Raw genomic sequence first — 15,573 nt, forward strand, 5'->3', positions numbered from 1 at the left:
GGAACCACAGACAATGGCTATCGAGATCAAAGCCCCCACTTTCCCGGAATCGGTTGCCGATGGCACCGTTGCCACCTGGCACAAGCAACCGGGCGACGCCGTCAAGCGTGACGAACTGATCGTCGACATCGAAACCGACAAGGTTGTCCTGGAAGTGCTGGCTACCGCCGACGGCGTGCTGGGCGCAATCGTCAAGGGCGAGGGCGACACCGTCCTGTCCGACGAAGTCCTGGGCTCCATCGTTGAAGGCGGCGCTGCTGCTGCCGCTCCGGCTGCCGCTGCTGCACCGGCCGCTGCTGCCGCTGCTCCAGCTGCCGGCGCTGACGAAGACGCTATCGCTGCTCCTGCCGCTCGCAAGCTGGCCGAAGAGAACGGCATCAACCTGGCTTCCGTAAAAGGCACTGGCAAAGACGGCCGTGTGACCAAGGAAGACGTGGTTGCCGCTGTTGAAGCCAAGAAAGCCGCTCCGGCTGCTGCGCCTAAGGCTGCTGCTCCGGCCGCTGCCGCTCCTGTGTTCGCTGCTGGCGACCGCGTCGAGAAGCGCGTTCCGATGACCCGCGTTCGCGCTACCGTGGCCAAGCGTCTGGTAGAAGCTCAGTCGAACATGGCGATGCTGACCACTTTCAACGAAGTCGACATGACCGAAGTCATGGCGCTGCGTTCGAAGTACAAGGATCTGTTCGAGAAGTCCCACAACGGCGTACGCCTGGGCTTCATGTCGTTCTTCGTGAAGGCTGCCACCGAAGCGCTGAAACGCTTCCCGGCTGTCAACGCTTCGATCGACGGCGGCGACATCGTTTACCACGGCTACGCCGACGTTGGTGTTGCTGTTTCCAGCGACCGCGGTCTGGTGGTTCCGGTTCTGCGTAACGCCGAACTGATGAGCCTGGCTGAAATCGAAGGCGGCATCGCCACTTTCGGCAAGAAAGCCCGTGACGGCAAACTGTCGATGGACGAGATGACCGGCGGTACCTTCACCATCACCAACGGTGGTACCTTCGGTTCGATGATGTCGACTCCGATCGTCAACCCGCCGCAGGCAGCGATTCTGGGCATGCACAACATCATCCAGCGTCCGATGGCCATCAACGGTCAGGTCGTTATTCGTCCGATGATGTACCTGGCACTGTCCTACGATCACCGTCTGATCGATGGCAAAGAAGCTGTGACTTTCCTGGTGACCATCAAGAACCTGCTGGAAGATCCGGCTCGTCTGTTGCTGGATATCTGATAGAAGCAGTCACGCGCTGCAAGCTTCAAGCTGCAAGAGAACGCAGCCTGGCTTGCAGCGCGCGGCTTGAAGCTTTTCGCTAAAGAGGATTTTTTGAATGTCGCAGAAATTTGACGTAGTAGTGATCGGTGCGGGCCCTGGCGGCTACGTGGCTGCCATCAAGGCCGCGCAACTCGGTCTGAGCACTGCCTGCATCGAGAAGTACACCGATGCTGAAGGCAAGCAAGCCCTGGGCGGCACCTGCCTGAACGTAGGCTGCATTCCTTCCAAGGCGCTGCTGGACAGCTCCTGGAAATACAAGGAAGCGAAAGAAAGCTTCAACGTCCACGGTATCTCGACCGGCGAAGTCAAAATGGACGTCGCTGCGATGGTTGGTCGCAAGGCTGGCATCGTCAAGAACCTGACCGGCGGTGTTGCCACCCTGTTCAAGGCCAACGGCGTTACTTCGATCCAGGGCCACGGCAAACTGCTGGCCGGCAAGAAAGTCGAAGTCACCAAGCCAGACGGCTCGGTTGAAGTCATCGAAGCCGAAAACGTCATCCTGGCTCCAGGTTCGCGTCCGATCGACATTCCACCGGCTCCGGTCGATCAGAAAGTCATCGTTGATTCGACTGGCGCTCTGGAATTCCAATCCGTACCCAAGCGTCTGGGCGTGATCGGCGCTGGCGTGATCGGTCTGGAACTGGGTTCGGTCTGGTCGCGTCTGGGTGCAGAAGTGACTGTCCTGGAAGCCCTGGACACCTTCCTGATGGCAGCGGACACCGCTGTTTCCAAGGAAGCGCTGAAAACCCTGACCAAACAAGGTCTGGACATCAAACTGGGCGCTCGCGTGACCGGCTCGAAAGTGAACGGCGACGAAGTCGTTGTGAACTACACCGATGCCAACGGCGAACAGACCATCACTTTCGACAAGCTGATCGTAGCCGTTGGTCGCCGTCCGGTGACCACTGATCTGCTGGCTGCCGACAGCGGCGTGACCCTGGACGAGCGCGGTTTCGTGCACGTTGACGATCACTGCGCCACCACCGTACCGGGCGTATTCGCCATCGGTGACGTGGTTCGCGGCATGATGCTGGCTCACAAAGCCTCGGAAGAGGGCATCATGGTTGTCGAGCGCATCAAGGGCCACAAGGCTCAGATGAACTATGACCTGATCCCTTCGGTTATTTATACTCACCCGGAAATCGCATGGGTGGGTAAAACCGAGCAGGCCTTGAAAGCTGAAGGCGTTGAAGTTAACGTCGGCACCTTCCCGTTCGCAGCATCCGGCCGTGCCATGGCCGCCAACGATACCGGTGGTTTCGTCAAGGTCATCGCCGATGCCAAGACTGACCGCGTATTGGGCGTGCACGTGATTGGCCCGAGCGCTGCAGAACTGGTTCAGCAGGGCGCGATCGGTATGGAATTCGGCACCAGCGCTGAAGACCTGGGCATGATGGTTTTCTCCCATCCGACCCTGTCTGAAGCCTTGCACGAAGCAGCTCTGGCAGTGAATGGCGGCGCCATCCACATTGCCAACCGCAAGAAGCGTTAAGACACAATAAGAAACCACGGCGGTACGGCCCGTCGTGAGCCTTGCGTGCAAGACTCACCGCGGAATGTCCGCTGGACGCAGCCTTGCGTAGCTGCACCGGGTATCCGGAAAGGCTACGCAAGCAGCAGTCACAGGTGGCGCGGCACTCATCAAGAGCGCAGCGCCGAATGCGCAGTACCTAACGAAGACGGTAAAAAGCATGAATCTTCACGAGTATCAGGGTAAGCAGCTGTTCGCTGAATACGGCCTGCCAGTTTCCACTGGTTATGCAGTAGACACCCCGGAAGCAGCAGCAGAAGCTTGCGACAAAATCGGCGGCAGCGAGTGGGTTGTCAAAGCCCAGGTCCACGCCGGTGGTCGCGGTAAAGCGGGCGGCGTAAAGCTGGTTCGCAGCAAAGAAGACGCCAAAGCCTTCGCACAGCAGTGGCTGGGCAAGCGTCTGGTGACTTACCAGACTGACGCCAATGGCCAGCCAGTCACCAAGATCCTGGTTGAATCGTGCACTGATATCGCTAAAGAGCTGTACCTGGGCGCTGTCGTTGACCGTTCGAGCCGTCGCATCGTGTTCATGGCCTCCACCGAAGGTGGCGTGGACATCGAGAAAATCGCTCACGACACTCCAGAAAAAATTCTGAAAGCCACTATCGATCCGCTGGTTGGCGCTCAGCCATTCCAGGGTCGCGAGCTGGCATTCCAGCTGGGTCTGGAAGGCAAGCAGGTTGCTCAGTTCGCCAAGATCTTCGTAGGTCTGGCCAAGCTGTTCAAGGATCACGACCTGGCTCTGCTGGAAGTGAACCCGCTGGTGATCAAGGCTGACGGCGATCTGCACTGCCTGGACGCCAAGATCAACATCGACGCCAACGCAATGTACCGTCAGCCTAAGCTGAAGACTTTCCACGATCCGTCGCAGGACGATCCGCGCGAAGCGCACGCTGCCAAGTTCGAACTGAACTACGTAGCGCTGGAAGGCAACATCGGCTGCATGGTGAACGGTGCCGGCCTGGCCATGGGTACCATGGACATCGTCAACCTGCACGGCGGCAAGCCAGCCAACTTCCTCGACGTAGGTGGTGGTGCTACCAAAGAACGCGTTACCGAAGCATTCAAAATCATTCTGTCCGACACCAACGTCGCTGCAGTACTGGTTAACATCTTCGGCGGCATCGTTCGTTGCGACATGATTGCCGAAGGCATCATCGGTGCAGTGAAAGAAGTCGGCGTGAAAATCCCGGTTGTTGTTCGTCTTGAAGGCAACAACGCTGAACTGGGCGCTAAAGTACTGGCAGAAAGCGGTTTGAACATCATCGCTGCTACCAGCCTGACCGACGCTGCTCAACAAGTCGTTAAAGCTGCGGAGGGCAAGTAATGAGCGTCCTGATCAATAAAGACACCAAAGTTATCTGCCAGGGTATTACCGGTTCGCAAGGTAGCTTCCACACCCAGCAAGCCATCGAATACGGCACCAAGATGGTTGGCGGCGTAACTCCAGGCAAAGGCGGCACCGAGCACCTGGGCCTGCCAGTGTTCAACACCGTGAAAGACGCCGTAGCTGCCACTGGCGCCACCGCCAGCGTGATCTACGTTCCGGCTCCTTTCTGCAAGGACTCGATCCTGGAAGCAGCTTTCGGCGGCATCAAGCTGATCGTCTGCATCACCGAAGGCATTCCTACCCTGGACATGCTGGACGCTAAAGTTAAGTGCGACGAGCTGGGTGTCATCCTGATCGGCCCTAACTGCCCAGGCGTGATCACCCCAGGCGAATGCAAGATCGGCATCATGCCAGGTCACATTCACTTGCCAGGCAAGGTCGGTATCGTTTCCCGTTCCGGCACCCTGACCTACGAAGCTGTTAAGCAGACTACTGACGCCGGTTTCGGTCAGTCGACTTGCGTCGGCATCGGTGGTGACCCGATCCCGGGTTCGAACTTCATCGACATCCTGAAGCTGTTCCAGGAAGACCCGAAGACCGAGGCGATCGTGATGATCGGCGAGATCGGCGGTTCGGCTGAAGAAGAAGCGGCTGCCTACATCAAGGCTCACGTGACCAAGCCGGTTGTTTCCTACATCGCTGGTGTGACTGCTCCTCCGGGCAAGCGCATGGGCCATGCTGGCGCAATCATCTCCGGCGGCAAAGGCACTGCAGACGAGAAATTCGCTGCTCTGCAAGACGCAGGCGTGAAAACCGTGCGTTCGCTGGCGGACATCGGCAAGGCCCTGGCCGAGCTGACTGGTTGGGCTGTCAAGTAAGCCTCGCGCTTAGCTGACGCTTTACCAAACAAAGGCCACCTTCGGGTGGCCTTTGTCGTTTCTGATGTTTGTTTGACGATAGCGATTTATAGGCTCTCGCCCAATAACATGCAAAAACGCGACACAGACACGTCGCGTATCGGATAGTTCGCCCTCAAACAGTGCGTTTGTCAGACAAATTCGTTAGGCTAGCAGCCATTTTTGCGTCTGCCGCCCACAAGGCATGCAACGCGCTAAACGGGTCAGTCCCATACGGATTGACAGCATTTCCCTAACCCCACAGGGAAATCCCCCTCTAAATTCCGATTCAGTAGTGTGGTATTTCCTTAATGAAAGTTTTGAAAGGTCAGGACATCCTGGCACTTGGCTTTATGACATTCGCCCTGTTCGTCGGGGCCGGTAACATCATCTTCCCGCCTATCGTCGGTTTGCAGTCCGGACCCAACGTCTGGATGGCGGCGCTGGGCTTCCTGATCACGGCGGTCGGTCTGCCGGTGATCACCGTCGTGGCGCTGGCCAAGGTCGGCGGAGCGATGGATTCCCTGAGCAGTCCGATCGGCAAGATTGCCGGTGGCGTGCTGGCAGCAGCGTGCTACCTCGCGGTCGGCCCGTTGTTCGCAACACCGCGTACCGCAACCGTGTCGTTCGAAGTAGGCCTGGCGCCGTTGACTGGCGAAAGCCCGCTGGCGCTGTTCCTCTACAGCTCGGTGTACTTCCTGCTGGTGTTCTTCATCTCGCTCTACCCGGGCCGTTTGCTGGACACCGTAGGGCGCTTCCTCGCGCCACTGAAGATCATCGCCCTGGCGGTACTCGGCATCGCTGCGTTTGCGCTGCCGGCGGGTGATATCGGCGTGGCCACTCCGGAATACGTCGCGGCACCGTTCTCCCAGGGCTTCATCAATGGTTACCTGACCATGGATACCCTCGGCGCTCTAGTGTTCGGCATCGTCATCGTCAACGCGATCCGCTCCCGTGGCGTCGAGTCGCCTGCGCTGATCACCCGTTACGCAATCATCGCCGGGTTGATTGCCGGCGTTGGTCTGGCGCTGGTGTATGTCAGCCTGTTCCGTCTGGGTTCCGGCAGCCATGAAGTGGCCGCTGGCGCTACCAATGGCGCGGCGGTGCTGCACGCTTACGTGCAACACACCTTCGGTTCGCTGGGTAGCGGTTTCCTTGCGGTGCTGATCTCGCTGGCCTGCCTGGTGACGGCGGTCGGTCTGACCTGCGCCTGTGCCGAGTACTTCAGCCGCGTGTTGCCACTGTCCTACAAGACACTGGTGATCATCCTGGCTGCATTCTCGCTGCTGGTGTCCAACCTGGGCCTGACCAAGCTGATCGCGTTCTCGATCCCGGTGCTGACCGCGATCTACCCGCCGTGCATCGTGCTGGTGGCCCTGAGCTTCTGCGCCGCTTTCTGGCATGAGCAGAGCCGCATCATGGGCCCGGTGATGCTGGTGTCGTTCGTGTTCGGTACCATCGACGCCTTGAAAGGCGCCGGTCTGGCTGACTGGTTGCCGTCGCAACTGGCCCACCTGCCGCTGAGCGAGCAGGGTCTGGCGTGGCTGGTGCCGTGCGTGATGACCCTGGTAGTTGCCGTGGTTTGCGACCGCCTGCTGGGCAAGCGCGCCGAAGCCCTGGCTTAAGATTGCCCGGCCGCCACAAGCGGCTTCCGAGCGATTAAACAGAAATGCCCCGTATCAATCGATACGGGGCATTTTTTATGGGCGAGAGGCAGTGTCTTTTTCCCTGAGCTAACGTCGAAGGGTTGCCGAAATCTTCATCACAGGGAATTGCATGTCATTCATCCAAGCCAATCAGATCCACTTGCTTGCCGCGCTCTGGTTCGTCATCTGCTGGGGCGGTTACACCCGTTATGCCACCTGGAAGGGCCGCGACACTGCGTGCCTGGCCAGCGTGTTGCACCTGTACCGCGAAGACTGGATGCGCCGCATGCTGCTGCGTGACAACCGCATCGCCGACACCAGCGTGATCGGCAACCTTGAGCGCAACGCCTCGTTCTTCGCTTCCAGCACCCTGATCATCCTGGCGGGCATTCTCACCGTGCTCGGCGCCTCGGAACGTGCGGTGTCGTTGCTGGCGGATATTCCGATGGTGCAGCAGGCTTCTCAGGGCATGTCGGAGATCAAGTTGCTGTGCCTGGCGCTGGTGTTCGTCTACGCCTTCTTCACGTTCAGCTGGTGCATGCGCCAGTACAACTTCGCGGCCATCCTGATCGGCTCGGCGCCGATGATCGGCGAGCGGCACGTGTCCGAGCAGGAGCGCAAGGCGTTCGCTTCGCGGGCGGCGCGGGTGATTTCGATGGCGGCCAACCAGTTCAACTTCGGTCTGCGCTCCTATTACTTCGGCATCAGCATGCTGGCGTGGTTCGTCAGCCCGTGGCTGTTCATGCTGATGAGCGCGGGCGTAGTGCTGGTGTTGTATCGCCGCGAGTTTCATTCCGACGTGCTCGATGTAATGGTCTATACCCCTACAGAGGCGCCATTGCCCGACACGATCAAAGAGGCTGCTTGATGAGTATTCCGTTCTGGTGTGTGTTTATCAGTGCGTTGTTGATCTACGTGGCACGCATGCCGGTGGGCAAGGCCATGAAAGAGCAGGGCGGTTACAACAACCACTTGCCGCGTCAGCAGCAGGCGCAACTCACCGGTTACGGGGCTCGCGCACTGGCAGCGCATCAGAACAGCATCGAAGCATTTATCTTGTTTGCTGTGGGTGTGTTGATGGCGCATACCACGCAGACGGCGGGATGGCTGATCGATACGTTAGCGATCATCTTCGTGATCGCACGGATTCTCTACTTGTGGTTTTACCTGGCCGATATCCCGAAGCTGCGCAGCCTGGTCTGGCTGATCGGCTTAGTGTGCTCATTGTTGCTGATGATTAGTCCGACTTTTAGAACTGTCTTGCTCTAATTCGGTATTAGCAAAAAATGACAGGCAAAAGAAAACCCGCACTTGGCGGGTTTTCTTTTTTGCCATCGAGAAGCGGCTTATTGCTTCTTGGCCGCTTCGTCTGCAGCGGCTGCGTTCGATTCGGCCTGATCTTTGGCGGCTTCGGCGTTTTCTTTCGCCGCGTCGTTCACTTTATCCTGAGCTTCATTCATTTTCTGCTGAGCTTGTTCAGCATGTTGGTTGGCATCTTGAGCTTTGTCCTCGGATTTTTTATCGCAGGCTGCGAGACCGAGGGAAGCGGTCAACATCAAGGCAATAGCTAAAGTCTTACGCATGGGGTGTTTCTCCTTATGGAAAATAACTACTGGCCTTAAGAACGCAGCCCCGAGGGTTAAGTTCCTCATTTCTCACAGATATATAAGTTTGTTTTGCAATGGAACTTTTGCTGTTCTTTCCACTACCGGGAACAGTGACTAACAAGAGTAATTATCAAATGGCCGAAAACCCTGTTTTTGAGCGCGCGACCCGCTTTCTCTCGGCCTTGCGCCACTGCCAGGTGCTGGGCTTGAAAGTGCACAGCGCCAACAGCGAAGGCCTGACCGTGGTCTTGCCGTACAGCCCGCAGATCGTTGGCAATCCGCTGACCGGCGTGGTCCACGGCGGGGCGATCACGTCGCTGATGGACACCGCGTGTGGCATGGCCACCCTGTGCGTGCTGCCGGAATTCGAAGTCTGCCCGACTCTGGATTTGCGTATCGACTACATGCATGCCGCCGAACCGCATAAAGATGTCTATGGCTTCGCCCAGTGCTACCGAGTGACCACCGACGTGATCTTCGCCCGGGGCTTCGCCTATCAGGATGATCCCGAACATCCCATCGCCCACGTCGTCGGCACGTTCATGCGCATGGGCAAGGGCCTCAAAGGCACAAAAGGCTTTGGTGGCGCGATCAAGGGAGACAGCCAATGAGCGATGATTTCAAGCAGCAACTGCAGGAGGCTCGCGCGAAGGCTGACTACGCGCCACTGCTGAAGCTGATTCCCTATGCCGGGCTGATCGGTGTCGAGTGTTCGCGAGTCGGTGATGACCTGCTGTTCAAGTTGCCGGCCAACAAGGACAACATTGGTAACCCTTTATTGCCGGCGATCCACGGTGGGGTGATTGCCGGATTCATGGAGTTGTCCGCCGCCCTGCATCTGTTGATTTTTACCGGTGCGCCCGACGTGCCGAAGATCATCGACTTTTCCCTCGATTACCTGCGGGCCGGGCAGTTTCGCGATACCTGGGCCAGGTGCCAGGTCTGTCGTCAGGGCCGGCGGGTGGCCAACGTCGCGGTCACGGCCTGGCAAAGCACCGAGAGCGAGCCGATTGCGACTGCCCGCGCCCACTTCAAAATCGACGAGCCCTTGAAATCCTGAACACCGCCCCCAACTCAGTGAACAACCCGCCGCAGACCATTTGGGTCGCGGCCAATGCCATCTGATTGGAGTTTGATGACCATGAGTGTGGAAACTCAAAAGGAAACCCTGGGCTTCCAGACCGAGGTGAAGCAACTGCTGCACCTCATGATCCATTCGCTGTATTCCAACAAGGAAATCTTCCTTCGCGAATTGATCTCGAACGCCTCCGACGCCGTCGACAAGTTGCGCTTCGAAGCCCTGGCCAAGCCTGAGTTGCTCGAAGGTGGCGCTGAACTGAAAATCCGTGTGAGCTTCGACAAGGACGCCAAGACCGTCACCCTCGAAGACAACGGTATCGGCATGAACCGTGACGATGTGATCACCCACCTGGGGACCATCGCCAAATCCGGCACCGCCGATTTCATGAAGAATCTCTCGGGCGATCAGAAAAAGGATTCGCACCTGATCGGCCAGTTCGGTGTGGGCTTCTACTCGGCTTTCATCGTTGCCGACAAAGTTGACGTGTACAGCCGCCGCGCCGGCACCGCCGCCAGCGAAGGCGTGCACTGGTCGTCGAAAGGCGAGGGCGAATTCGAAGTCGCCACCATCGACAAACCAGAACGCGGCACCCGCATCGTCCTGCACCTGAAATCCGGTGAAGACGAGTTCGCCGATGGCTGGCGTCTGCGCAACATCATCAAGAAGTACTCCGACCACATCGCGCTGCCGATCGAGCTGCCGAAAGAAGTGGCTGCTGCCGAAGGCGAAGAGAAGCCTGAAGTTGAATGGGAAACCGTCAACCGCGCCAGCGCCCTGTGGACCCGTCCTCGCACCGAAGTGAAGGATGAGGAATACCAGGAGTTCTACAAGCACATCGCCCACGACTTCGAAAACCCGCTGTCGTGGAGTCACAACAAGGTCGAAGGCAAGCTCGAGTACAGCTCGCTGCTGTACGTGCCGGCCCGCGCACCGTTCGATCTGTACCAGCGTGAAGCGCCGAAAGGCCTGAAGCTGTACGTACAGCGCGTGTTCGTGATGGATCAGGCCGAGTCGTTCCTGCCGCTGTACCTGCGCTTCATCAAGGGCGTGGTTGACTCCAACGACCTGTCGCTGAACGTGTCGCGGGAAATCCTGCAGAAAGACCCGATCATTGACTCGATGAAGTCGGCGCTGACCAAGCGCGTGCTGGACATGCTGGAAAAACTGGCGAAGAACGAGCCTGAGCAATACAAAGGCTTCTGGAAAAACTTCGGTCAGGTCATGAAAGAAGGCCCGGCAGAAGATTTCGCCAACAAGGAAAAAATTGCCGGTCTGCTGCGTTTCGCATCGACCAGCGGCACCGACGGCGAGCAGATCGTCGGTCTGGCCGACTACCTGGCTCGTGCCAAGGAAGGTCAGGACAAGATCTACTACCTCACCGGCGAAACCTACGCGCAGGTCAAGAACAGCCCGCACCTGGAAGTCTTCCGCAAGAAAGGCATCGAAGTGCTGCTGCTGACCGACCGCATCGACGAGTGGCTGATGAGCTACCTGAGCGAGTTCGACGGCAAGAGCTTTGTCGACGTCGCCCGTGGTGATCTGGACCTGGGCAACCTGGACTCGGAAGAGGACAAGAAGGCCGCAGAAGAAGTCGCCAAGTCGAAGGAAGGTCTGGTTGAGCGTCTGAAAACCGCGCTGGGCGAGTCCGTTGCCGAAGTCCGCGTTTCCCATCGCCTGACCGATTCGCCGGCCATTCTGGCTATCGGTGAGCAGGATCTGGGTCTGCAAATGCGTCAGATCCTCGAGGCCAGCGGGCAGAAAGTGCCGGATTCGAAGCCGATCTTCGAATTCAACCCGAGCCACCCGCTGATCGCGAAACTCGACAACGAGACCAGCGAAGAGCGTTTTGGCGACCTGTCGCACATCCTCTTCGACCAGGCCGCCCTGGCGGCTGGCGACAGCTTGAAAGACCCGGCCGCTTACGTGAGCCGTCTGAACAAGCTGCTGGTTGAGCTGTCCGCTTGATCAAACTGTAGAAAAACCCGCTTCGGCGGGTTTTTTCATTCTGGTGTTCAACCAATCAGGAGTCAGAAATGAGCCAAGTCACTGTACGTTCCGTGGTCTATCAGATTGACGGCCAGCCTTATGAAGGTCGTCTGGCGTTCGACGCCGAGCACAAAGGTGCGCGTCCGGGGCTGTTGATGGCGCCGAACTGGATGGGTGTCAGCGCTGGCGCTGAAGAGATCGCCAAATCGGTGGCGGCCAAGGGCTACGTGGTGCTGATCGCCGACGTGTACGGGCAAGCGGTGCGTCCGCAGAACGGCGACCAGGCTGGCGCGGCGATGATGCCGCTGAAAAATGACCGTGCACTGCTGCGCAAGCGTATGCAGGCTGCGTTCGAACAATTGCAGAAGCAGGGCGAAGCGGCGGTTGATACCTCGAAACTGGCGGTGTTCGGTTTCTGCTTCGGCGGTTGCTGTGCGCTGGACCTGGCCCGCACCGGTGCGGCGCTCAAGGCTGCGGTATCGTTCCACGGCACGCTGGATTCGCCGAACCCGGCGGATGCGAAAAACATCAAGGGCTCGGTGCTGGTGCTGCACGGCGCTTCCGATCCGCTGGTGCCGAAAGAGCAACTGCCGGCATTTGAAGACGAGATGAATGCGGCTGGCGTGGACTGGCAATTGCTGAGCTACGGCGGTGCGGTGCACTCGTTCACCGATCCGCACGCCAATGTGCCGGGCATGATGATGTACGACGCGAAAACCGCTGCGCGGGCGTTCAAGTCGATGCATGACTTGCTGGAAGAAGTGTTCAAAGGCTGATTCGGTTGAAAGCACTCCCACGCCTAGCGTGGGAGTGTTCGTTTACAGCGGTGTCGGCTCGCTGCGCGATTTCGGCAACTCAATCCGCTCGACTTCCCCCGGTACCGTCGGCCAATCCCCGGCCGCCCATTTGCGCCGGGCCTCATCGATCACCGTCGAATCGCTCGCGACAAAATTCCAGTTGATCCGCCGTGGCCCGTCCAGTGGCGCGCCGCCGAACAGTACGGCATGACTGTCGCTCTCGGCGAACAGGCTCATCTCTTCCCCGGCCGGCAACACCACCAGCGCATGGGGTTCGACCGCTTCGCCATTCAATTGCACATCACCGCTCAACACATACAGCGCCCGCTCTTCATGTTCGGTCGGAATCAGCAGGGTGGTCGCGGTTTGCATCTTCAATTCGGCATACAGCGTCGGAGAAAGTACCGGCACCGGCGATTCCAGACAAAAGCCTGACCCGGCAATCATGCGGATCTGCACGCCGAGGTTATCGCTGACCGGCAATGTCGACGCCGGGTGATGGCTGTAATGCCCGGGACCCTGTTCGTGATCCTTGGGCGAGGCGAGCCAGATTTGCAGCCCGTGCATCCTGAAGCTTTGTTCCCACAGCGGTTCGGGCGTGCGCTCGACATGGGCGATCGCGCTGCCCGCCGTCATCCAGCTGACATCGCCAGCGCTGACGACTTGATCGGAGCCGAGGCTGTCCTTGTGCTGGATCTGCCCCTCAAACAGATAAGTCAGGGTCGACAGACCGATGTGCGGATGCTGTCGGATGTTCATCCCTTTGCCTGCGGGATAAACCGTTTCAAGCATGTGGTCGAAAAATACGAAGGGCCCGACGCTGCGGCATTTGGCTGACGGCAGCGGGCGCAGAATCGGCTGGCCTTCGACGTCTTCGGCGCGCGGGCGGATGATCAGGGGTTGGGTGTCCATGGTCCATTCCAGGCTGAGCGGGTGATGCGTGGAGCATAACCCGCCGGTGTCGTGGTGGTGATTACTGGCTGTCGAAGCCTTGTGGGGCGTGGGTTTCGATGGTGACTTCGCTGGTGGTCATCAGTTTATGAATCGGGCAGCGATCCGCCACTCGCAACAGCTCTTCGCGTTGTGCGTCGGTGAGCACGCCTTTAAGTGTCAGGGTGACGTGCAGGGCGTATTTGCCTTTCTGCTCCTGGCTGTTGTCGCGTTTGACCTCGACACCGACGCCGGTGAGCGGGATGTCTTTTTTCTTCGCGTACAGCTTCAGCGTCAGGGCCTTGCAGGCGCCGAGGGCGGCGTCGAAGTAATCGTGTGGCTCCGGCGCCGAGCCTTCGCCGCCGGCAGTCGTCGGGACATCGGCAAACAGTTCGTGCTCATCGATCTGTACGGTGTGACGGAAACCTTCGGCGGAGATGGTATTGACGGTGACGGTCATGTGAACCTCGCAAGCAGTAGGAAAAGTCATTCGATCAAATAAGACCTTGCAGGTATAGAGCATTCCCGCAGGGGCGCGTTCCACTTTCTTGCGGGTGCGCGGCAGGGCGACAGGTTATGCCGTTGAGTCGAAGATTACTTGTGTCGGTGTTTCACCTGTGGGGTTGTTTCAAGGTTTTCCAATAACTTCCCATTGATCTTGCAGCGAACGGCGTTCAAGTCCGGCCAATCGACGCTGAATCGTTAATGCCAAGGGTTCGAAGTATTAAGGCCTTTTGATATCACGTTTTGGTCTTACGCAAATTTTCGCCGGGCCGATACCTTCTAAAGCAGCCAGCTGCAGGGTTGATGCAGCGCTTTTGGAAGGAACCAGAGCAATGAGTATCCGTAGTCTCAATATTGCCCCCCGTGCGGGGCTGGGCTTCGGCCTGTTGGCGCTGATGGTGTTCGGCCTTGGCGCATTCGCCTTGCTGCAAATGTCGAACATGCGCGCTCAGTCCGATGAGGTCGACAACAACTGGCTGCCGAGCGTGATGGCGGTGGGTGAAATGAGTCAGGACATGCTACGCCTGCGCGCCCTGACCATGCGCCTGTTGCTCAATCGCGATCCTCAGGCGCTCGATCAGAATGTCGCCAAGCTCAACGAGTTGCGCGGTGTGTTGAGCGAAGCCCAGCAGCGTTACGACGTATTGATCGTGTTGCCCGAGGAGCGGGCGCTGTTCGACCGCTTCAAGGTGGCCGAGCACAAGTATCTGGAGCTTCAGGCCCAGGTGATGGCGCTGTCGGCCCAGAATCGGGTGGAAGAGGCGGCGAGCATTCTCAATGCGCAGATGAGTCCGTTGGCCGATGACATCGCGGTCACCCTGAAAGAGCTGGTGGAGCTGAACAAGCACAATGCCAACCTCGCCACAGAGGCTGCGCGGCTGGTGTTCATCAATTCGCGGGTCTGGGTCGGGGTAATGATCGGCATCACTGCGCTGATCACCATTGGCCTCGCGCTGCTGTTGACCCGCAGTATCGTGGTGCCGCTCTCGCAATCGCTGGGGGTTGCCGAAGTAGTGGCCGGCGGCGATCTGACCGGTGACATCAGCATCATCGGCAAGGATGAGCCGGCGCGGCTGCTGCACGCGCTCAAGAGCATGCAGCACAGCCTGCGCGACACCATCCGGCAGATCTCGGAGTCTTCCAGTCAATTGGCCTCGGCCTCGGAAGAGCTGAGCTGCGTCACCGAAGATGCCACGCGAGGGCTGCATCAACAGAGCCTGGAGATCGAGCAGGCCGCTACGGCGGTGAATCAGATGACCGCTGCGGTGGAGGAGGTCGCCAGCAACGCCGTGGCGACCTCCGAGGCGTCGCGTGAGTCGGATCGCATCGCCCAGCATGGCCGTGAGCAAGTGCAGCAGACCGTGTCGTCCATCGAGTTGCTGGCGGACGATGTCACTGCCAACGCCACGCAGGTGGAGGATCTGGCGCAGAAGGTCTACAGCATCAGCAAAGTGCTGGAGGTGATCCGCTCGATTGCCGAACAGACCAATCTCCTGGCATTGAACGCGGCGATCGAAGCGGCCCGCGCCGGTGACGCCGGGCGTGGTTTCGCGGTGGTGGCCGACGAAGTCCGGGCGTTGGCCCATCGCACCCAGCAATCGACCCAGGAAATCGAGCAGATGATCGGCGGTATCCAGCAGGGCACCGATTCGGCGGTCAGTTCGATGCAGCAGAGCAATGTCCGCGCGCGCTCGACCCTCGATCTGGCGAAAGCTGCCGGGGTGGCGCTGGAGGAAATCGCTTCGGCGTTCACCTTGATCAACGAGCGCAACCTGGTGATCGCCAGTGCGTCGGAAGAGCAGGCTGCCGTGGCGCGGGAGGTGGATCGCAATCTGATGAATATCCGCGATCTGGCGATGCAGACCTCGGCCGGGGCCAATCAGACCAGCGCCGCGAGCCAGGAATTGTCACGGCTGGCGGTGGATCTGAACAATATGGTGGCCAAATTCTCGGTTTAATCACTGAATGACAGTCGAAAAAAAGCCCCGCAAT

15 protein-coding genes are annotated in these 15,573 nt (G+C 58.9%); 12 read left to right on the top strand and 3 right to left on the bottom strand.

Features of this window, described 5'->3' with window-relative positions; all coding sequences use genetic code 11:
• Positions 1–13 precede the first annotated feature (13 nt).
• The 7 genes from odhB to AC1RR7_RS28210 all read left to right on the top strand — a co-directional run bounded on the left by odhB (position 14) and on the right by AC1RR7_RS28210 (position 7,945).
• Positions 14–1,231, top strand: coding sequence for a 2-oxoglutarate dehydrogenase complex dihydrolipoyllysine-residue succinyltransferase (odhB, locus tag AC1RR7_RS28180; RefSeq protein WP_096822974.1), 1,218 nt, complete (start codon positions 14–16; stop codon positions 1,229–1,231).
• Positions 1,232–1,328: 97 nt separating this feature from the next.
• Complete coding sequence (lpdA, locus tag AC1RR7_RS28185; RefSeq protein ID WP_085732276.1) at positions 1,329–2,765, top strand: dihydrolipoyl dehydrogenase; 1,437 nt, start codon at positions 1,329–1,331, stop codon at positions 2,763–2,765.
• Between the two features lie 199 nt (positions 2,766–2,964).
• Complete coding sequence (sucC, locus tag AC1RR7_RS28190) at positions 2,965–4,131, top strand: ADP-forming succinate--CoA ligase subunit beta (RefSeq protein ID WP_007919879.1); 1,167 nt, start codon at positions 2,965–2,967, stop codon at positions 4,129–4,131.
• The gene (sucD, locus tag AC1RR7_RS28195; protein WP_017127973.1) at positions 4,131–5,012 is read left to right on the top strand and encodes a succinate--CoA ligase subunit alpha; all 882 of its coding nucleotides are present in this window, start codon (positions 4,131–4,133) and stop codon (positions 5,010–5,012) included. The genes sucC and sucD overlap by 1 nt, the downstream gene beginning before the upstream one ends.
• Before the next feature lie 329 nt (positions 5,013–5,341).
• Positions 5,342–6,655 (top strand): branched-chain amino acid transport system II carrier protein, encoded by a 1,314-nt coding sequence (brnQ, locus tag AC1RR7_RS28200; protein ID WP_102620367.1) that lies wholly within the window; start codon positions 5,342–5,344, stop codon positions 6,653–6,655.
• Between the two features lie 151 nt (positions 6,656–6,806).
• Positions 6,807–7,544, top strand: coding sequence for a DUF599 domain-containing protein (locus AC1RR7_RS28205; RefSeq protein WP_096822976.1), 738 nt, complete (start codon positions 6,807–6,809; stop codon positions 7,542–7,544).
• Positions 7,544–7,945: an MAPEG family protein gene (locus AC1RR7_RS28210; RefSeq protein ID WP_096822977.1), complete on the top strand. Its 402-nt coding sequence runs from the start codon at positions 7,544–7,546 to the stop codon at positions 7,943–7,945. The genes AC1RR7_RS28205 and AC1RR7_RS28210 overlap by 1 nt, the downstream gene beginning before the upstream one ends.
• 77 nt (positions 7,946–8,022) lie before the next feature.
• Here AC1RR7_RS28210 and AC1RR7_RS28215 read toward each other — a convergent pair whose 3' ends face one another.
• Entirely contained in the window at positions 8,023–8,259 is a 237-nt protein-coding gene (locus tag AC1RR7_RS28215; protein ID WP_085682944.1) for a hypothetical protein, read from the bottom strand.
• Between the two features lie 158 nt (positions 8,260–8,417).
• Here AC1RR7_RS28215 and AC1RR7_RS28220 point away from each other — a divergent pair, with 158 nt between their 5' ends.
• The 4 genes from AC1RR7_RS28220 to AC1RR7_RS28235 all read left to right on the top strand — a co-directional run bounded on the left by AC1RR7_RS28220 (position 8,418) and on the right by AC1RR7_RS28235 (position 12,126).
• Positions 8,418–8,894, top strand: coding sequence for a PaaI family thioesterase (locus AC1RR7_RS28220; RefSeq protein ID WP_493158835.1), 477 nt, complete (start codon positions 8,418–8,420; stop codon positions 8,892–8,894).
• Positions 8,891–9,343: a PaaI family thioesterase gene (locus tag AC1RR7_RS28225; protein WP_493158836.1), complete on the top strand. Its 453-nt coding sequence runs from the start codon at positions 8,891–8,893 to the stop codon at positions 9,341–9,343. Before AC1RR7_RS28220 ends, AC1RR7_RS28225 begins: the two co-directional genes overlap by 4 nt.
• 81 nt (positions 9,344–9,424) lie before the next feature.
• Positions 9,425–11,329, top strand: coding sequence for a molecular chaperone HtpG (gene htpG / locus AC1RR7_RS28230; protein ID WP_493158837.1), 1,905 nt, complete (start codon positions 9,425–9,427; stop codon positions 11,327–11,329).
• A 68-nt stretch (positions 11,330–11,397) separates the two neighbouring features.
• Positions 11,398–12,126 (top strand): dienelactone hydrolase family protein, encoded by a 729-nt coding sequence (locus AC1RR7_RS28235; protein ID WP_096822980.1) that lies wholly within the window; start codon positions 11,398–11,400, stop codon positions 12,124–12,126.
• A gap of 42 nt (positions 12,127–12,168) precedes the next feature.
• Here the strand turns inward: AC1RR7_RS28235 and AC1RR7_RS28240 are convergent, their stop codons facing one another.
• Positions 12,169–13,059 carry a pirin family protein gene (locus AC1RR7_RS28240; RefSeq protein WP_493158838.1) on the bottom strand — a complete coding sequence of 297 codons (891 nt, stop codon included), beginning with the start codon at positions 13,057–13,059 and terminating at the stop codon, positions 12,169–12,171.
• A 61-nt stretch (positions 13,060–13,120) separates the two neighbouring features.
• Positions 13,121–13,537: an OsmC family protein gene (locus AC1RR7_RS28245; RefSeq protein WP_096822982.1), complete on the bottom strand. Its 417-nt coding sequence runs from the start codon at positions 13,535–13,537 to the stop codon at positions 13,121–13,123.
• A 376-nt stretch (positions 13,538–13,913) separates the two neighbouring features.
• On the opposite strand from AC1RR7_RS28245, the gene AC1RR7_RS28250 reads away from it, so the two are divergent.
• Positions 13,914–15,539 (top strand): methyl-accepting chemotaxis protein, encoded by a 1,626-nt coding sequence (locus AC1RR7_RS28250; RefSeq protein WP_096822983.1) that lies wholly within the window; start codon positions 13,914–13,916, stop codon positions 15,537–15,539.
• Positions 15,540–15,573 lie beyond the last annotated feature (34 nt).

The organism is Pseudomonas sp. GW821-FHT11G12 (assembly GCF_058808055.1).